The 15414-nt window shown below is 68.6% G+C and carries 13 protein-coding genes; 5 read left to right on the top strand and 8 right to left on the bottom strand.

The window, feature by feature from the left end:
* Nucleotides 1-64: 64 nt before the first annotated feature.
* Complete coding sequence (locus tag FJV41_RS27960) at nucleotides 65-3532, top strand: methylmalonyl-CoA mutase family protein (protein ID WP_141645619.1); 3468 nt, start codon at nucleotides 65-67, stop codon at nucleotides 3530-3532.
* Nucleotides 3533-3574: 42 nt separating this feature from the next.
* Here the strand turns inward: FJV41_RS27960 and FJV41_RS27955 are convergent, their stop codons facing one another.
* Complete coding sequence (locus FJV41_RS27955; protein ID WP_141645618.1) at nucleotides 3575-4177, bottom strand: TetR/AcrR family transcriptional regulator; 603 nt, start codon at nucleotides 4175-4177, stop codon at nucleotides 3575-3577.
* A gap of 73 nt (nucleotides 4178-4250) precedes the next feature.
* Between FJV41_RS27955 and FJV41_RS27950 the strand changes: the two genes are divergently transcribed.
* Nucleotides 4251-4661, top strand: coding sequence for a PaaI family thioesterase (locus FJV41_RS27950; RefSeq protein WP_141645634.1), 411 nt, complete (start codon nucleotides 4251-4253; stop codon nucleotides 4659-4661).
* Nucleotides 4658-5197: a pyridoxamine 5'-phosphate oxidase family protein gene (locus tag FJV41_RS27945; RefSeq protein ID WP_141645617.1), complete on the top strand. Its 540-nt coding sequence runs from the start codon at nucleotides 4658-4660 to the stop codon at nucleotides 5195-5197. Before FJV41_RS27950 ends, FJV41_RS27945 begins: the two co-directional genes overlap by 4 nt.
* Nucleotides 5198-5282: 85 nt before the next feature.
* Here the strand turns inward: FJV41_RS27945 and FJV41_RS27940 are convergent, their stop codons facing one another.
* From FJV41_RS27940 to FJV41_RS27910, 7 genes are all read right to left on the bottom strand, one after another.
* On the bottom strand, nucleotides 5283-6779 hold the full coding sequence (locus FJV41_RS27940; RefSeq protein ID WP_141645616.1) for a DEAD/DEAH box helicase: 1497 nt from the start codon (nucleotides 6777-6779) through the stop codon (nucleotides 5283-5285).
* Nucleotides 6780-7082: 303 nt separating this feature from the next.
* Complete coding sequence (fusA, locus tag FJV41_RS27935) at nucleotides 7083-9188, bottom strand: elongation factor G (protein ID WP_141645615.1); 2106 nt, start codon at nucleotides 9186-9188, stop codon at nucleotides 7083-7085.
* Between the two features lie 478 nt (nucleotides 9189-9666).
* Nucleotides 9667-10422 carry a hypothetical protein gene (locus FJV41_RS27930; protein WP_246137455.1) on the bottom strand — a complete coding sequence of 252 codons (756 nt, stop codon included), beginning with the start codon at nucleotides 10420-10422 and terminating at the stop codon, nucleotides 9667-9669.
* Nucleotides 10419-11192 (bottom strand): hypothetical protein, encoded by a 774-nt coding sequence (locus FJV41_RS27925; RefSeq protein WP_246137454.1) that lies wholly within the window; start codon nucleotides 11190-11192, stop codon nucleotides 10419-10421. The genes FJV41_RS27930 and FJV41_RS27925 overlap by 4 nt, the downstream gene beginning before the upstream one ends.
* Before the next feature lie 2 nt (nucleotides 11193-11194).
* Nucleotides 11195-11674: a hypothetical protein gene (locus tag FJV41_RS27920; RefSeq protein WP_141645614.1), complete on the bottom strand. Its 480-nt coding sequence runs from the start codon at nucleotides 11672-11674 to the stop codon at nucleotides 11195-11197.
* A gap of 103 nt (nucleotides 11675-11777) precedes the next feature.
* Nucleotides 11778-12974 carry a cyclic nucleotide-binding domain-containing protein gene (locus FJV41_RS27915; protein WP_141645613.1) on the bottom strand — a complete coding sequence of 399 codons (1197 nt, stop codon included), beginning with the start codon at nucleotides 12972-12974 and terminating at the stop codon, nucleotides 11778-11780.
* Between the two features lie 156 nt (nucleotides 12975-13130).
* Nucleotides 13131-13619, bottom strand: coding sequence for an FKBP-type peptidyl-prolyl cis-trans isomerase (locus FJV41_RS27910; protein WP_141645612.1), 489 nt, complete (start codon nucleotides 13617-13619; stop codon nucleotides 13131-13133).
* A gap of 169 nt (nucleotides 13620-13788) precedes the next feature.
* On the opposite strand from FJV41_RS27910, the gene FJV41_RS27905 reads away from it, so the two are divergent.
* A complete protein-coding gene (locus FJV41_RS27905; protein WP_141645611.1) occupies nucleotides 13789-14982 on the top strand; it encodes a metallophosphoesterase in 1194 nt (397 codons plus the stop codon).
* 115 nt (nucleotides 14983-15097) lie between these two features.
* A partial coding sequence (locus tag FJV41_RS27900; RefSeq protein ID WP_141645631.1) for an RNA polymerase sigma factor occupies nucleotides 15098-15414 on the top strand: 317 nt, incomplete at its 3' end.

Here is a 15414-nt window from a genome sequence, read left to right as displayed (position 1 = left end):
GAGCCTCGGCCGTCCCCGCTTCAATCGCTTGCCCGACACCCACCGCGCTCCTACTGTACGCGGCGTGCGAAACGTCCAGTTGACCCCGGTCCCCGGGCCCTACAAGCCGCGATTCCATGTGCGAATCGTGACGGCCGCCTCCCTGTTCGACGGGCATGACGCGGCCATCAATGTCATGCGCCGGCTGATGCAGTCCTCGGGCGCCGAAATCATCCACCTGGGACACAACCGCTCGGTCTCTGAAATCGTCGACTGCGCCATCCAGGAAGATGCCCAGGGCATCGCCATCACCTCCTACCAGGGAGGCCACGTCGAGTACTTCAAGTACATGATCGACCTGCTGAAGCAGCGCGGGGCGAACATCAAGGTCTTCGGCGGCGGTGGCGGCACCATCCTCCCCACGGAAATCGAAGAACTGCATGCCTACGGCGTGACGCGCATCTATTCCCCGGACGATGGCCGCTCCATGGGCCTCCAGGGGATGATCGACCACCTCATCTCGGAGTGTGACTTCGAGAAGCGCCCCGCGGACTACGGGCCGGCCGTCGCGGCCATGCCGGTGCGCGACTCGATGAAGATCGCCTCGCTCATCACCATCGCGGAGAACTTCGCGAGCGCCGGAGACGCGCTGCGCGACGCGATGACGAAGCTGAGCGCGAAACAGCCGCGCGTGCCCGTGCTGGGAATCACCGGTACCGGTGGCGCGGGCAAGTCCAGCCTCGTGGACGAGCTGGTGCGCCGCTTCCTCGCGGACTTCCCGGACAAGACGCTGGCGGTGCTCTCCGTGGACCCGTCGAAGCGCAAGTCGGGCGGCGCGTTGCTCGGTGACCGCATCCGCATGAACGCCATCGACAACCAGCGCGTCTACATGCGCTCCATGGCGACCCGGCAGAGCAACCTCGCGCTGTCCAAGCACGTGGGTGACTCCATCGAGGTGTGCAAGGCCGCGGGCTTCGACCTCATCGTGGTGGAGACCTCCGGCATCGGTCAGTCCGACACGGAGATCATCGAGCACTCGGACGTCTCGCTCTACGTGATGACGGCCGAGTACGGCGCGGCGACGCAGCTCGAGAAGATCGACATGCTCGACTTCGCGGACGTCATCGCCATCAACAAGTTCGACAAGCGCGGCTCGCTGGATGCGCTGCGCGACGTGCGCAAGCAGTGGAAGCGCAACCACAACGCGTTCACCACGGCGGATGACTCGGTGCCCGTGTACGGCACCATCGCCTCGCAGTTCAATGACCCGGGGATGAACCAGCTCTACCGGGCCATCGTCGACACGGTGGTTCGCAAGACGGGTGCCCCGCTCCAGTCGCACCTGGAGCCGACGCCGGGTATGAGCGAGAAGAAGTGGATCATCCCGCCTGATCGCACCCGCTACCTCGCGGAGATCGTCGAGACGTGCGAGGCGTACGACAAGTTCGCCCGCTCCCAGGCTGCGGTGGCGCGGCGGATGTATCAGCTCCACGGCACCATCGAGGCGCTGCGACAGAACGTCGGCAAGAAGCGCCTCGAAATCGTCGAGCCGAAGGACACGTCCGACGTGGTGCACGTCACCGAGCGCGTCGAGGGCGAGCCCGCGTACCTGAGCGAGCTGGTGGAGCTGTACAAGGACCTGGAGTCCCGCCTGGACCCCGACTGCCGTCGGCTGCTGACTGAGTGGCCCGCGACCAAGCGGCGCTACGCGGCGTCCAAGTACCAGTACCAGGTGCGCGACAAGGTCATCGAGCTGGACCTGTTCACCGAGTCGCTGTCCCACCTGCGCATCCCGAAGATCGCCCTGCCCCGCTACGAGGACTGGGGCGACATCCTCATCTGGCTGCTGCGGGAGAACGCGCCGGGCGCATACCCGTTCACCTCTGGCGTCTTCCCGCTCAAGCGCGAGGGTGAGGACCCGGCGCGCATGTTCGCGGGTGAAGGCGGCCCGGAGCGCACCAACAAGCGCTTCCATTACGTGTCACGCGGCCTGCCCGCGAAGCGCCTGTCCACCGCGTTCGACTCCGTCACGCTTTACGGCGAGGACCCGGACCACCGGCCGGACATCTACGGCAAGGTCGGCAACTCCGGCGTGTCCATCGCCAACGTGGACGACGCGAAGAAGCTCTACTCGGGCTTCGACCTGGCGGATCCGGCCACGTCGGTGTCGATGACCATCAACGGCCCCGCGCCGATGCTGCTCGGGTTCTTCCTGAACGCGGCGGTGGACCAGCAGTGCGAGAAGTGGATTCGCGCCAACAACAAGGTCGACGAGGTCGAGAAGAAGATCGACGCGATCTACCGGGAGCGCGGGGTGCCTCGGCCCCGCTACCAGGGTGACCTGCCGCAGGGGAGTGACGGACTGGGCCTGCTGCTGCTCGGCGTGTCGGGCGACGAGGTGCTGCCGCGCGACGTCTACGAGAAGATCCGCGCGACGACGCTCCAGCAGGTGCGCGGCACGGTGCAGGCGGACATCCTGAAGGAGGACCAGGCGCAGAACACCTGCATCTTCTCCACGGAGTTCGCGCTGCGGGTGATGGGCGACATCCAGCAGTACTTCACCGACAAGAAGGTGAGGAACTTCTACTCGGTGTCCATCTCCGGCTACCACATCGCGGAGGCAGGGGCGAACCCCATCTCCCAGTTGGCCTTCACGCTGGCCAACGGCTTCACCTTCGTCGAGTACTACCTGTCGCGCGGGATGCACATCGACGACTTCGCGCCCAACCTCTCGTTCTTCTTCTCGAACGGAATGGACCCGGAGTACGCGGTGCTGGGCCGCGTGGCGCGCCGCATCTGGGCCAAGGCCATCCGCGACAAGTACGGCGGCAATGACCGCTCGCAGAAGCTGAAGTACCACATCCAGACGTCGGGCCGATCCCTGCACGCGCAGGAGATCGCCTTCAACGACATCCGGACCACGCTCCAGGCGTTGCTGGCACTCAACGACAACTGCAACTCGTTGCACACCAACGCGTACGACGAGGCCATCACCACGCCCACGGAGGAGAGCGTGCGGCGCGCGCTCGCCATCCAGCTCATCATCAACAAGGAGTTCGGGCTCTCCAAGAACGAGAACCCCAACCAGGGCGCGTTCATCATCGATGAGCTGACGGACCTGGTGGAGGCGGCGGTGCTCACGGAGTTCCGCGCCATCTCCGAGCGCGGCGGCGTGCTGGGCGCGATGGAGCGCATGTACCAGCGGTCCAAGATTCAAGAGGAGTCGCTGTACTACGAGATGCAGAAGCACGACGGGACGCTGCCCATCATCGGGGTGAACACGTTCCTGGACCCGAAGGGTTCTCCGACGGTGACACCGCCGGAGGTGATTCGCGCGACGAAGGAGGAGAAGGACTACTCCATCACCGCGAGGGACGCGTTCTGGAAGCGCAACGCGGCGACCGCTCCGGCGGCCCTGGAGGCCGTGAAGCGCGCGGCGCTCGACAACGGCAACATCTTCTCCGCCCTGATGGACGCCTGTAAGGTCTGCACGCTCGGCCAGCTCTCCCGCGCGCTGTACGAGGTGGGTGGGCAGTACCGACGGAACATGTAGTGCTTCAGGGGCCCCGCGCGACACGGGGCCCCTGCCCTCCGCTCACTTCTTTGAGCGTGTGGGCCGTTTTTCGACGGACTGCCAGGCGGCACGCGCAAGCACCGGGATGGCCGCGCGCAAATCCGTCTTCGTCCGTCCCGCGAGCCAGTCGCGCACCAGTTCCTGTGCGGGCCCGCGAAGGATGGCGAGGAAGAGTTCGAAGGACATCTCCTCGAACGCGCCGTCCCGGACGTGCGCCTGCCACCAGTCCTTCATCTGACGGAAGAAACCCTTGTTCTGCTCGCGGATGCTCGCCTCGGCCGCGACAACCGCCGCGACGCCTCGCGCACCCATGAGGAAGCGCGTCGCATCCGGCCGCGCCAGCGTCCACTCCAGATGGTGACGAACGAGCGCCTCGACGCCCTCCCGGGCTCCCGGCTGCGTCTTGAGCACCTCGACCACCCCTGACTGGTACTCGCCCAGGACGTCCAGGTAGAGCGCCGCGGCAATCGCGTCCTTGCTCTCAAACAGGTGGTAGATGCTCCCCGTGCTGGCCCCCGAGCGCTCACGGATGGCCGCCAGGGTCGTCCCCTCGACGCCCCGCTCCAGGAAACACTCCAGCGCCGCCTTGAGGACCTCTTCTCTCCGGTGACCCGGGTTGCGCATCCCTCTACCCTACATTAGAACATCATTCTAGAACGATATTCTACACAGCCGGGAGGCCGCCGTGGAGTCACTCATGGAGATGGGTCAGCAGGTGCTCAAGCAGCAGGCGTTCAGCACGCTGATGGGGACCCGGTTGGTGCATCTGACGAAGGGCGAGGTGGTTCTGGAGCTGCCGCTGCGCGAGGAGCTGCGTCAGCAGTACGGCTTCGTGCACGGGGGCGTGCTCAGCTACATGGCCGACAACGCGCTCACCTTCGCCGGGGGCACGGCGATGACGGGGCCCGTCATCACGTCGGAGTTCAAGATCAACTACGTCCGTCCGGCCCAGGGCTCCATGCTCATCGCACGGGCTCGCGCGCTGCACGCCGGGCGCAGACAGTCCGTCTGCCACTGCGAAATCTTCGTCGTCACGGAGAAGGGCGAGACGCTGGTGGCCGTGGCCCAGGGCACCATCGCCGCCATGGCGCCTCGCGAGGAGTCATGAACTCCGCAGCGGTGCCCGTGCCGCAAGGCCCACCGAGCACAACGCCAGCGCTTCACGAGCAGTGGCCCCGGGTGCGCCAGTTGTTCTCCAGCGCCTTCGCCAGCTCCCTGCACTTCGCCATCGCCAGCGTCGATGCGCGAGGAGCACCCCACGTCACGCCCATTGGCTCCGTGCTGCTGGGTGAACCCGGGCGCGGCATCTTCTTCGAGGTCTTCGCCCGTCAGCTCCCAGCGAACCTCGCGAAGGACTCCCGGGTGAGCATCCTCGCCGTGGACAGCGGCAAGCTGTTCTGGCTTCGCTCACTCTTGGCGGGGCGCTTTACTCGCCCACCCGCGCTGCGACTCGTGGGGCACGTGCTCGGCCCTCCCCGACGCGCCACACCCGAGGAGCAACAGCGCTTCGCGCGACGCGTGCGACGACTCCGGTGGCTCAAGGGCCACGCGCGACTCTGGAGCCAGCTCGAACATGTGCGGGATTTCGAGGTCGAACGAATCGAGTCCGTTCACCTCGGAGCCATGACGGCGGGCCTGTCGTAACGGCCCACCCGTCACCGCCAACCAACACCTCGGGGCCCCGTGAGCACGTCGAGCGCGCATCACGGGCCCTCGGAGGGGCTTCAGCTCACAGCCACTTCGGAGACTGACGACGCGGAGGCGGCTCGGCCGCCTTCACGGGAGTCGGCGCCGGACCCGAGGACCGCGACGGTGCGCTGCCCCCACGAGACGGAGCACCGCCACCGCGCGACTGCTGTCCACCACCACGGCCCGAACCGGAGGAGCCGCCACCACCCCGCGCCGAACGGCCCGCCTCGGGACGCCCCTGGCCTGCGCCACCACCCCGGCGACGGCGTGACGAGCTACCGGGCTGGTTGCCACGGCCGCCACCACCACCGCCCTGCCCGCCTCGCGACTGCCCACCCGAATTCGAGCTGCGCGCGACAGGCTCGTCCACCGAGGCCGAGGCCCCAGGACGCGGCGCCGCGAGGCCCGAGCGGTACGGATGCTCCTCCACCACCGGCACGCTGCGGCGGATGGTCCGCTCGATGTCGCGCAGGTATGCGCGCTCCTCGCCGTCGCAGAAGGACACCGCGGTGCCCGTCGCTCCCGCGCGGCCCGTGCGACCGATGCGGTGCACGTACTGCTCCGGCACGTTGGGCAGGTCGTAGTTGACGACGAAGCTCAACCCGTCGATGTCGATGCCGCGCGCCGCGATGTCCGTGGCCACCAGCACCCGGAGCGCGCCGTTGCGGAAGTCGTCCAGCGCGCGCTCACGCGCGTTCTGGCTCTTGTTTCCGTGAATCGCGGCGGCCGTGACGCCGGAGCCCTCGAGCTGCTTGGCCACCCGGTTGGCGCCGTGCTTGGTGCGCGTGAAGACCAGCGCACGCTCAATCTTGCCGTCCTTCAGCAGGTGCGTGAGCAAGCCGCGCTTCTGCTCGCGCTCCACGAAGTACACCTGCTGAGCAACGGTCTCCGCCGTGCTGGAGACCGGCGTCACTTCCACCCGGATGGGGTCCGTGAGGATGTTGCGAGACAGGTCGACAATCTCCGGCGGCATCGTCGCGCTGAAGAAGAGCGTCTGCCGCTTCGAGGGCAGCGCCTTGATGACCTTGCGCACGTCATGGATGAAGCCCATGTCCAGCATGCGGTCCGCCTCGTCGAGCACGAATACCTCAAGCGAGCGCAGCGACACGTAACCCTGGTCCATCAAGTCGAGCAGGCGGCCAGGCGTCGCCACCAGCACATCCACGCCGCTCTTGAGCGACTGCACCTGCGCGCCCTGGCCCACTCCGCCGAAAATCACCGCGTGGCGCAGCGGCAGGTTCTTGCCGTACGTCGCGAAGCTCTCGCTCACCTGCCCCGCGAGCTCTCGCGTGGGAGTGAGCACCAGGCAACGCACGGGACGCGCGCCCCCGGTCGGCGCCTTGGCGGACAGACGCTGGAGAATCGGCAGCGCGAACGCCGCCGTCTTCCCCGTGCCCGTCTGGGCCACGCCGAGCACGTCCTTCCCAGCCAGGGCGTGTGGAATCGCCTTCATCTGGATGGGCGTAGGCGTGGTGTACCCCTCCGCCTTGACCGCGCGCAGGAGGGTGTCGTGAAGCTGCAATTCGTCGAAAGTCATGGATTCCTAGTCGAAGTGAGTCTGCTTCCTCGCCAGGCAAGGAAGCCCGCGCAGCGAGCCCAATCGAGTTCAGTATCGAGGGCACCTGGCGGTGCGCGGTCCGGCCCGGCCGGCCGACCCGCTTGAGAATGTCGGAGAACAGGGGGGTCTTCCCGCCCATTCCACGCATTCGGCCGCGGACCCTGCCCTCTCCCGGGACGGATGTCCCGTGAAATCGAGCCCTTGACAGCCGCTTTTGTGGGGTGTCGGGCGAACGAAGAGGGCCCCGAGGCGTACAGCCCCGGGGCCCTCCTCACCCTTCCGTCATGCCCGTGCTTCGGACAGTGACGCCTGGAGCACTTCTGGCAGGGGCTCATACGTCCCCAGCCGCATGCTGGCCTGGGCCCGGCCCTGCGTCCTGCCCCGCAAGCCCGTCACGTAGCCAAAGAGGCTGGCCATGGGCACCCGCGCGGACACCACGCGGGCATTGCCCCGCGTCTCCATTCCCAGCACCCGGCCCCGCCGCGAGGCCAGGTCTCCCAACACCTCGCCCACGTACTCCTCGGGCGTGGTGACCTCCACGTCCATCACTGGCTCCAGAACCTGCACGCCCACCCGCCGCACCGCCTCCTGGAGCGCCAGGGAGCCGGCCATGGAGAACGCCTGGGGCGTGGAGTCGCGCACGTGCGTGTCTCCATCCACCAGCCGGACCTCCACGTCCACGAGCGCCACGCCGTCCCGCACGCCGCGCTCCATGGCACCCGCCACACCCTTCTGGATGGCGGGCACCAGCTCCCTCGGAATGGAGCCGCCCTTCGTGTCGTCCACGAAGACGAGCCCCGCGCCTCGCGCCGCCGGAGCCACATCCAGCACCACGCGCGCATACTGTCCGGGCCCGCCCGTCTGACGGACGTGCCGGTACTCCTGACGCACGGCGCGCTTGAGCGTGTCGCGGTAGGCCACCTTGGGCTGTCCCACGCGCGCCTCCACGCCGTACTCCGTCCTCAGTCGGTCCACGACCACCTCCAGGTGAAGCTCACCCATTCCGGACAGCAGCACCTGGCCGCTCTCCGGGTCCACGCCCACGCGCAGCGACGGGTCTTCCGCCGCCAGGCGATGCAGGCCCTCTTCCAGCTTCGGCAGCTCCGCGGGCGACTTCGCCTCCACGGCGAGGTGCACCACGGGCTCCGGGAAGCCGAGCGACTCCAGCACCACGGGTGCCTCGGGGTCGCTCAGTGTGTCTCCCGTGCGCACGTTCTTCAGGCCGAGCGCCGCCGCGATGTCTCCCGCATGGACTTCCGAGACCTCCTCCCTGCGATTGGCATGCATGAACATCAGCCGACCCACGCGCTCCCGCTTGCCGGTGGCGGGATTGAGCAGGACGGTGCCTGCGCGCAGCGTGCCCGAATAGACACGCAGGAAGACGATGTTGCCCACGTTCTTGTCACTCATCATCTTGAACACCAGCGCGGCCGGAGGACTGTCGTCCGTTGGCTCGCGCGAGGCACGTTGCTCCGTGCCCGGAACGAGTCCCTCCACCGCCGGAAGGTCCGAGGGCGCGGGCAGGTAGTCGACGACGGCGTCCAACAGCATCTGCACTCCCTTCTTCTTGAACGCCGAACCGGCGAGCACCGGCACCAGCGTGCGCGAGAGGGTTCCCGCGCGCAGCGCACGTACCAGGTCCTCCTCGGTGATGTCTTCCAGACGTCCGTCCACGAACTTCTCCATCACCGCGTCATCCACGTCCGCCGCCGCCTCGATGAGCCGCAGCCGCAACGTCTCCGCCCGCTGCCGGACGTCCTCCGGCACGGACAGCTCCTCGCGGTACTCACCGGCCTCTCCGTCGAAGTGGAGGGTCTTCATGCGCACCAGGTCCACGAGGCCGCGGAACTCCGACTCCTCGCCCAGCGGCAGTTGCACCGCCACGGCGCGAGCGCCCAGGCGCTCACGGATGGACTCCAGGCTCATGACGAAGTCCGCGCCCACCTTGTCCATCTTGTTGATGAACGCGATGCGCGGGACGCCGTAGCGGTCCGCCTGACGCCACACCGCCTCCGACTGGGGCTCCACGCCCTGGCTCGCGTCGAACACGGCCACCGCGCCATCCAGCACGCGCAGGGAGCGCTCCACCTCGATGGTGAAGTCCACGTGTCCCGGCGTGTCCAGGATGTTGATGCGATGAGGCGTGCCCGCGGAGGGCCCGTGACGAGGTGACCAGAACGCGGTGGTGGCCGCGGAGGTGATGGTGATGCCGCGCTGCTTCTCCTGCGGCAGCCAGTCCATCTCCGTGGAGCCATCGTGCACTTCTCCCGTGGAGTGGATGCGACCGGTGAAGAACAGGACGCGCTCGGTGAGCGTCGTCTTGCCCGCGTCGATGTGCGCCATGATGCCGATGTTGCGGTACCGCTCGATGCGAGTGCTGCGGGACATAAAAGACTCCTGTTCCCGTCGGGCAGCGAGGCCCACGGGTGGCGATGGATGAGAGAGGAGCCGGTTGGAGACACGACGGGCGTGGAGCCGTCAGGCGCACGCACGCGCGACATGCCGGAGGGGCTCGAAAGGCCCGCTCAGGGACGCGTGAGGACACACGACGGCTCAGACGGAGCCAGGGCGGAACCGGGCTTCACGACACGCGGGAACCAGCGACCCGCGCACCGGAAGGACTCCGGCCCGCCTGCTCAAATGTCGAGCAGAACCTCGTGACGGGGGGAAAGGCACACGTCCGCCGCCGGCGCGGAGAAGCGCGCAATCAGCAGGGCAGTGAAGGAGACGGGCCTCATGATGCGTATGAGTTAAGACAGACGACTGCCATTGTCAACTCACGGCCCTCGATATCCCCTGAAGCCCCGTGCGCAACGCGCGCGCGGCCCGCGCATCGGCGTGGCGACTTCAGGGGAAGAGGCCTGGCTCAGAGCCCGGCGTCCTTGCAGAGGTCGTCCTGCAACTCGGTCAGCGCCTTGCGGGCGCGCATGGGCTGGCAGGTGTTTTCCAGGAAGTAGGCGGAGCCGCCCACCGTGGCCGCCTTGAGCTTCGCGCCCAGAGCCACCCAGCACCGCTCGAAGGCCACCGTCTTCGCCTCCGCCGCGCGAGCGTCCGCCACGGGCAGGTCCAGCGCCGCGAGCACCGTCTCCCCGAGCGCCTCGTCCTTGCAGACGCCGGAGTCCTTCCGCTCCCCCACCGCCATGGCGAAGAGGGGCATCGCCACGTATGCGAAGCGGCCTTGTCTCACGAGCCGGGCGGCCTTCAGCGCGGACTCCGGCCCCGTGCCCACCGCGAGCTGCTGATACGTCTCGACACAGTCGCGCCCCTCCTGCGCGAGGCAGCGCTCCAGCCCCTTCACCGCGCTCGCGTCACGCGCGGCGGTGTAGGGAGTGGCCTTGGCGAGGAATGCATACCGCTGCCCCAGGGTCCGGGCCTTCCGCGCGGCGGCGAACGGCTCTTCGTCGGTGGGTATCGCCGCTTCGACCTCCGCTGTCGCGGCATCCGTCACCAGATTCCGCCACGAGTCCGTGCGCGTCGCGGCGGGAACATCCTCCGCGCGCTCGAGCAACTCCGCCCAGGCCTTCTGTGAGGCCAGGGCCTGGAGGTCCGCGAGCGTCGCCGGGGGCCGGGCCGCGCCCACCGTCGACACCAGACACGTCAGCACCACCGCGCGTCGAATCATCGTCCGAGACTCCTGCCGAGGAACGCCGCCCCATCGGCCGCGCCCTCGCGGTGGGTGGTGAAGACGAGCGTGGACCCACTGCGATCCAGCGCGAGCGCGGGACCGAAGCGACACGTCAACGCCGTGACATCCTTCAGCGCGGCACAGCGAGCCCGCGCCTGGGTGAGCAGCGGCGCACAGGCCGCCCAGACATCCACGTCCGCCATCACCTCGTCACTGAACGTCTTCCAGTCGAAGGTGAAGGTCGCCGTCGTGCCACACGCACCGCGCAGCGCCGTCAGGGCCTCGGCGGCGCGCGCGGTGTACTTCTTTTCCAGGTGGGGCCACGCCTTCTTCTCGAAGGCGGCAATCCTCCCTGACTCACGTTGCAGGGAATGCGCGGTGAGCACCTCGGAGGCGGACGCGCGCTCCGTCGCCTCCGGGTTGAACCGCACGCGGAAGGCAGGCTTGCCCGGAAGGAAGACGTCGTAGACACCGCTTTCGCGCTCGGACGCCAGCACCCAGTCCGCGCCGCGATGACGGGCCACGTAGTCGACGCCACCTCGCGTGCCGCGCGCCTTGCAGCGCACCGCGAGGCCGTCATGTTCGGAGTCGGCGCCCCGGACCTGGAGCACCGCCTCCGACGACTCGCGCGGAGCCAGCGCGACGACCTCCAGCGTCTGACCATCCTTGCCCCGGTACACCTTGAGGGACAAGGCATCCAGGGACTCCGCCGCCACGGCCCCAGCGGACAGGAGCAGCGTGAGCACCATCGCCAGCTTCCGCGCCATACTCAGTTCAGCGCCTTCTCGAGCACGGCCTTGGTGTTGTCCTCGATGTTCGTGTGGTCTTTCCCCATGCGGTACGTGAGGGTGCCCTTTTCGAGCGAGATGTTCGCCTGCGTCGCCCCGTTGACGCTGTCGTCCTTCTTGTCCGCGGGCTTCACGCCAGCGAACAGGCACGACAAGCTGGTGACCTTCTTCGCGATCGACTTCTTGTACGCCGGGCGCTCACACAGGCTCGTCACCCCGTTGATCGCCGCTTCACAGTACGAGCTGAAGCTCGTGCCCGACCAGTCCTCCGGCTTGAAGTTCTGGAAGTCCGTCTTCACGGCGAGCTTCGTGCCGCACTTTTCGTTGGCCGCCTTCAGCGCCTCGGCGGTCGCCTCCTCGAAGGAGGCCTTGGCCTCCTCCTGCGCGGGCTTCAGGTCCTCCTCGGCGAAAGCGGACATCGACAGCAGGGTCACGACAGCGAACACGAGCTTCGAAGACATGCGGTGTCTCTCCTTGAAGTAGCGACATTCGCGAGTTTCGAAGTCTCCGGCTCCTGATGCAAGATTGGCCGAGGTCAACCCTACCTACCAGCGGGGGCGCCCCTCAGATGCTGAGGGCCCGCACGCGCGCGGCGAGGTTCTGGGTGAAGAGCCGGTAGATGCGCAGCGCGGCGGCCTCGTGCGTGTCCAGGTAGTGCTGGAAACCGGCCCGGGTGATGCGCAGCGCTCGCACGGCCGTGCGCGCCTTCACCCGCGCGGACACGGGCGCGTCCTGGACCAGCGAGATCTCTCCCAGGTACGCCCCGGGCCCCAGCGTGTTGAGCCGGCGCGCGTCGTCCTCGGTGCCGCTGAAGACATCCACCGTCCCCTCCAGCAGCACGAAGAGGCCCACGCCCGCGGCGCCCTTCTCCAGCACCACCGCGCCCGCGGGGATGAGCACCTGACGGGCCACGCGATACAGGTCCTTCATGTCGTCCAGCGACAGCTCGCCGAAGATGGGAATCGCCTTGAGATACCCGTACCCGTTGGCCTCGGGTGAGGAGCTCTGGGACGGCAGCCGCGCGATGACGGCCTCCGCCTCCGCGTCCATGCCCATTCGACGCAAGAGGCGCGCCTTCTCCGCGGCCAGCGCCGGGTCGCCTCGCGCGACCTCCGAGCCCCGCATCGTGTCCGCGAGCAGCGCCAGCGCCCGCCGCGTGAAGCCCTCCGCGTCCAGCAACATGCACATGCGCAGCACCGACTCCACGTGCCGCGCGTCCCCCGCCGGCACGCTGCCCAGCGCCTCGACCTCCGCGTGGGGGTGGCCCAACTCGCGGTAGATGAGCGCCGCCTCGTATGGACGCCCCAGGCGGACCAGGCACTGGGCCACCGCCTCGCCCGAGCCCAGGCCCCGGTACACCTCCAGCGCCCGCTCCAGCGCGCCACCGCGCTCGAAGGCCGCGGCGGCCCGGTCCGCTTCACCCGCGCGCAGAAAGGCCTCCGCCGCGTCCACGTACTGGCCTCCCTGGACGTAGAGGGCCGCCATGCGCGCATCCTCGCCACAGCCCACCAGGAGCCGCGCGGCACCGGAGAAATCCCGAGCCCACCGCAGCACCTCCGCCAACCGCTGGCGCACGTCCGGAGGCGTCAACGCCGCGTCACGCAGCAGGCGTTCCCGCTGCGCCGCGCCCAGCTCCTCGTAGAGCCGCGCGGCCGTCGCGGCCGACTCCAGCCCCATCAGCGATTGCAGCGCCTGGAGCGTGCCCTCCGCACCAGCTCGTTCCCCGCTCGACTCGGGCACTTCCGACTCGGACCCCGCCATTGCGCGTCCCCCTGGCCGGGAGATGAGACCCCCACGTCGACGACCCTACCCAAGGGCCTCGACGTCCCGGCAGACGTGCGCCGGCTATATCACCCCTCGCGGTGCCCCGGAGAGGCGGGTTCATGGGGTCCGCGCGCGACGACGGCGGCGCGGGCTTCAGCGGACGACGATGAGCTCCGTGTCGAAGATGAGCACCGAATACGAGGGAATGGCGCCGGGGCTGCCCTCCGCCCCGTACGCCAGCGACGAAGGGATGACGAGGCGCCGCTTGCCGCCCACGCGCATGCCCGCGATGCCCTGGTCCCAACCGTCGATGACCCGTCCCTGCCCCAGGATGAAGTCCAGCGGGGACTTGCCCTCCGACGAGTCGAACTTCTGACCGTCCGGCAGCCAGCCCGTGTAGTGCACATAGACGCGCCGGCCCGCGGTGGCCGCGTCGCCCGCGCCCGGCTCCCCGAGGTCCTGGAGATAGAGGCCGCTGGGCAGCAGCGTCATCGCCGCCAGGTCCACGTTCAGGCTCTCCGCGTACGTCACCTTGGTGGGGTCGCCATTGTCCGGGTTGCCCAGCGGCGGCGTATTGGGGTCCTCGCTTCCACAGCCCACCAGGGGGAGGAGCAAGGCGCAGAGCAGGAGGGAGCGAAGCATGGGGATCCTCGAGAAGAAGGCCGGAGACCGGCGATGAACGAGCCCCAGCCTGCCCCGGAGCGGCGGCCCGCGAAAGCAGAAGCGTGACCGCCTGCCTGCCGACACGGGCACCACACCCGGCGCGAAATGCACGGGCGCCCCCGACAGGCTTCCGCTATGCAGGAGCGCGATGCCACGCTGGCTCAGCCTCCTCGTCTTCTTCGTCCCGGTCCTCTCGCTGCTGGCGACCGCGCACGTCTACCTCTACCGCCGACTTGTCCGAGACCAGACCGCGCGACGGGGGCTGCGCCTCGGCGCCCAGGCCCTGTTCGGCTTCGGCTTCCTGGGGGCCGTTGGCTTTCGCTTCCTCGGCGCGCTGTTTCCCTCCGAGTTCGTGCGCATCCTGGGAATCGGCCTGCTCGTGTGGATGGGGCTGGTGTTGTACCTGCTCCTCTTCACGCTGGCCGTGGAGTTGGTCCAGCGCGCGGTGCGGTGGCGCGTCCGTCGCGCCGCGGCGCCCCTGGAGCAGCCCTCACAGCCCCCTTCTCCCGAGCGCCGGGCCATCCTCACCGGAGGCCTGGCCGTGGGCGCGGGGCTCGCGGGCGCCGGCGTGAGCACGTTCGGGGCGTGGCGCGCGTTCCACCCACCCGACGTGCGCGACACCCCCGTGCGCCTGCCCCGGCTCCCCAGGGCCCTGGATGGGTTCTCCCTGGTGCAGCTCACCGACATCCATGTCGGAGACGTCCTCCAGCGCCACTTCGTGGACGAGCTGGTGGCGCGCACCAACGCCCTGAAGCCAGACGTCATCGCCATCACCGGCGACCTGGTGGATGGGTCCGTTGAGAGCCTGGGTGCCTTTGTCGCCGGCTTCGGAAGGCTGCGTGCCCGGAATGGAGTGTTCTTCGTCACGGGCAACCATGACTACTATTCTGGCGCATCGTCATGGGTGGCTTTCCTGGAGACTCTGGGCATCACCGTGCTGCGCAACCGCGCCGTGTCCATCGGCGACACGGGTGCGTCCTTCATGCTGGCGGGCGTGGACGACTGGAGCGCGGCCCGGATGGGCGAGCCCGGGTACGACCTGGATGCCGCCCTGCGCGGAGTGAGCCCGGACCGGGCCTCCGTCCTCCTGGCGCACCAGCCGTCCAACTTCGACGAGGTCGCCCGGCGCGGCGTGGGACTCCAGCTCTCCGGCCACACCCATGGCGGGCAGATGTTCCCCGGCAACCTCGTGGGCGACGCCATCTGGGGCAGCCGCAACGCGGGCCTCAGCCGCACCGGCGACTCCCAGCTCTACGTCAGCCGGGGCTGCGGCTTCGTCGGGCCCCCGATGCGCGTGGGAGCACCGCCGGAGATTGCTCGGCTGGTGCTGCTGCCCGGGTGAACACTCCCGGCGCGGCGCTCGACATCGTCCGTGATTCCGCCGGGTTGAGAGTGAAGGACCGCGCGAACTCCGCGCTGGAAACACATTTCAGGGCGGGCCGTCCATGAGCCGGGTGATGGGGAGTCCCTCGGACGAAGAGCTCATGGAACGGTTCTGCGACGGAGCACCAGACGCCTTCGAGGCCCTCTTCGCTCGGCATTCCGGGCGGGTGCAGGGCTTTCTGACGCGGATGGTTCGCGACGGCCCGCTCGCCGAGGACCTCTTGCAGACCACGTTCCTGTCCGTCATCCGAGCCCGGGGCCGCTACGAGCCCGGAACCCGCTTCATCCCCTGGCTGATGACCATCGCCGCCAACGCCGCGCGAGACACCCTGCGTCATCGCCAGCATGTGGAGTCCTACTCCTCGGGCGAGGGCACAGCGGGCCCCACATC

Origin of the sequence: Myxococcus llanfairpwllgwyngyllgogerychwyrndrobwllllantysiliogogogochensis (assembly GCF_006636215.1) — a bacterium.
Taxonomy (GTDB): Bacteria; Myxococcota; Myxococcia; order Myxococcales; family Myxococcaceae; genus Myxococcus; species Myxococcus llanfairpwllgwyngyllgogerychwyrndrobwllllantysiliogogogochensis.
Note: the sequence above shows the minus strand (reverse complement) of the source record. Positions and strands in the feature narration are given on the sequence as shown.